This is a genomic window from Amaricoccus sp., from assembly GCF_036846665.1.
Classification (GTDB): Bacteria; Pseudomonadota; Alphaproteobacteria; order Rhodobacterales; family Rhodobacteraceae; genus Amaricoccus.
Genome location: NZ_DAIUBO010000361.1, coordinates 1 through 2,615, shown reverse-complemented (window position 1 = coordinate 2,615; position 2,615 = coordinate 1). Strand labels below are relative to the sequence as shown.

The 2,615-nt window shown below is 70.9% G+C and carries 2 protein-coding genes and 1 pseudogene; all 3 read left to right on the top strand.

Annotated features, from left to right (window positions below):
- A pseudogene (locus V7050_RS20250) lies at positions 1-254 on the top strand (ABC transporter permease); the annotation flags it as partial.
- Positions 254-1,198, top strand: a complete 945-nt coding sequence (locus V7050_RS20245; RefSeq protein WP_324369625.1) for an ABC transporter permease — start codon at positions 254-256, stop codon at positions 1,196-1,198. The pseudogene V7050_RS20250 and the gene V7050_RS20245, both read left to right, overlap by 1 nt.
- A complete protein-coding gene (locus V7050_RS20240; RefSeq protein WP_324369624.1) occupies positions 1,195-2,478 on the top strand; it encodes an amidohydrolase family protein in 1,284 nt (427 codons plus the stop codon). Before V7050_RS20245 ends, V7050_RS20240 begins: the two co-directional genes overlap by 4 nt.
- Positions 2,479-2,615 lie beyond the last annotated feature (137 nt).

Here is a 2,615-nt window from a genome sequence, read left to right as displayed (position 1 = left end):
TCAAGGGCAACCTCACGCTCGATCTCTCGCCGGGCTTCGGCTACACCGGCATCGTGGTGGCGATGCTGGCGCTCCTGCATCCGCTCGGGGTGGTGGCCTCCGCGATCTTCGTCGCCGGCATCTTCGTCGGCGCCGACGCCATGAGCCGGGCGGTGGGCGTGCCCTCCTACATCGCCGAGGTGATGACCGCGACCGCGCTCCTGACCATGGGCACGGCCATCGTCTTCACCCGCTACCGGATAAGGTGGCGCTGATGGCCGCGGCGCTCGAGATCCTCTTCACCGCCAGCTTCTGGGTCGCCGCCGTGCGCATCGCCTCGCCGCTGATCTTCGCCACCCTCGGCGAGCTCATCTGCGAGCGCGCGGGCGTGCTGAACCTCGGCATCGAGGGCATCATGGTCGCCGGCGCCTTCGCCGGCTGGTTCACCGTCTATTCGGGCGGCGATCTCTGGACCGGCGTCGCCGTCGCCGCGCTGACCGGCGCCGCCTTCGGCCTGCTGCACGGCCTGCTGACCGTGCCGCTCGGCCTCTCGCAGCATGTCACCGGCATCGGCATCACCCTGCTCGCGACCAGCCTCACCTATTACACCTACCGCCTCGCGCTGCCGGAGGTGACCTCGCCGCCCAAGATCGAGGCCTTCCGCCCGCTGGAAATCCCGCTGCTCGCCGACATGCCGCTGGTCGGCCCGGCGCTCTTCGCCCAGACCCCCTTCACCTATCTCGCCTTCGCCGCCGCGGCGCTGGTGGCCTGGCTGCTCTACCGCACCCCGCTCGGCCTCGCGCTGCGCGCCGCCGGCGAGAACCCCGACGCGCTCGAGGCCCAGGGCCTCAGCGTCACCGCCATCCGCATGGGCGCGGTGGCCGCCGGCTCGGCGCTGATGGCCGTGGGCGGCGCCTTCCTCACCATGTCGGCCTTCAATTCCTTCTTCTTCGAGATGGTCAACGGCCGCGGCTGGGTCTGCATCGCGCTGGTGGTCTTCGGCTCCTGGCGCCCGGGCAAGGCGCTCTTGGGCGCGATCCTCTTCGGCGCCTTCGACGCCTACCAGGTCCGCCTCCAGGGCGTGGTGGGCGACGCCGTGCCCTACCAGGTCTTCCTGATGCTTCCTTACGTCCTCTCCATCCTCGCGCTGGTGGCGGTCTCCCGGCGCGCGAGCTATCCCAAGGCGCTGATGGTGCCCTATCGCAAGGGGGAACGATGAGCCTCGACCTGCTCCTGACCGGCGGCATCCTGCCCGACGGCAGCCGCGCCGACATCGCCATCGCGGGCGACCGCATCGCCGGGATCGCCCCGCGCATCGAGGCCGAGGCCGGCCGCAGCATCGACCTCGCCGGCTGCCTCGTCGCGCCACCCTTCGTCGATCCGCATTTCCACATGGACGCCACGCTCTCCTACGGCCTCCCGCGCATCAACGCCTCCGGCACCCTGCTCGAAGGCATCGCGCTCTGGGGCGAGCTCAAGGCCGAGATGACCCATGACGCGGTGGTCGAGCGCGCGCTCGCCTACTGCGACTGGGCGGTCTCCATGGGCCTGCTCGCGATCCGCAGCCACGTGGACACCTGCGACGACCGGCTGCTCGGGGTGCGGGCGCTCATCGAGGTGCGCGAGCGGGTGAAGCCCTATCTGGACCTCCAGCTCGTGGCCTTCCCGCAGGACGGCTTCTATCGCGACCCCACGGCGCGGGCGAACACGCTGCGCGCGCTCGATCTCGGCGTCGACGTGGTCGGCGGCATCCCGCATTTCGAGCGCACCATGGCCGAGGGCCGCGCCTCCGTGACCGAGCTCTGCGAGATCGCCGCCCAACGCGGCCTGCCGGTCGATCTCCATTGCGACGAGACCGACGACCCCGAATCGCGCCACATCGAACAGCTCGCCTTCGAGACCCGGCGCCTCGGCCTGCAGGGCCGCGTCGCCGGCTCGCACCTCACCTCCATGCATTCCATGGACAATTACTACGTCTCGAAGCTCCTGCCGCTGATCGCCGAGGCCGGGGTCGCTGCCATCCCCAATCCCCTCATCAACATCACCATCCAGGGTCGCCACGACAGCTATCCCAAGCGCCGCGGCCTGACCCGCGTTCCCGAGATGCGCGCCGCCGGCATCCGCGTCGGCTGGGGCCAGGACTGCGTGCTCGACCCCTGGTATTCGCTCGGCACCGCCGACATGCTCGACGTCGCCCACATGGGCCTGCACGTGGCGCAGATGACCAGCCCCGCCGAGATGCGCGCCTGCTTCGACATGGTGACGGAAGTCAACGCCGCGATCCTCGGCCTGCCCGACTACGGGTTGCGCCAGGGCGCGCTCGCGAGCCTCGTGGTGCTGGAGGCCTCCGACCCCGTCGAGGCGCTGCGCCTCCGCGCCACCCGGCGGCTCGTGGTCTCCAGGGGCCGGGTCGTGGCCGAACGCGCCGCGAACCCGATGCGCCTCACCCTGCCGGACCGCCCGCAGACCTGCGACCGACGGTTCAAGGGATCCGCCTGAGCGTCGCCCCGCGCTTTCCAAGGCGGCCATTTGACTGAGAAGGCAAGCCTGCAATACCAGCGGCCCTGGCGGTCGACCCTAATCCCGCGGCCCGGGTGTCCCCAGCCCGATCGACCCGTGGCGATCGGGCCGCGCCG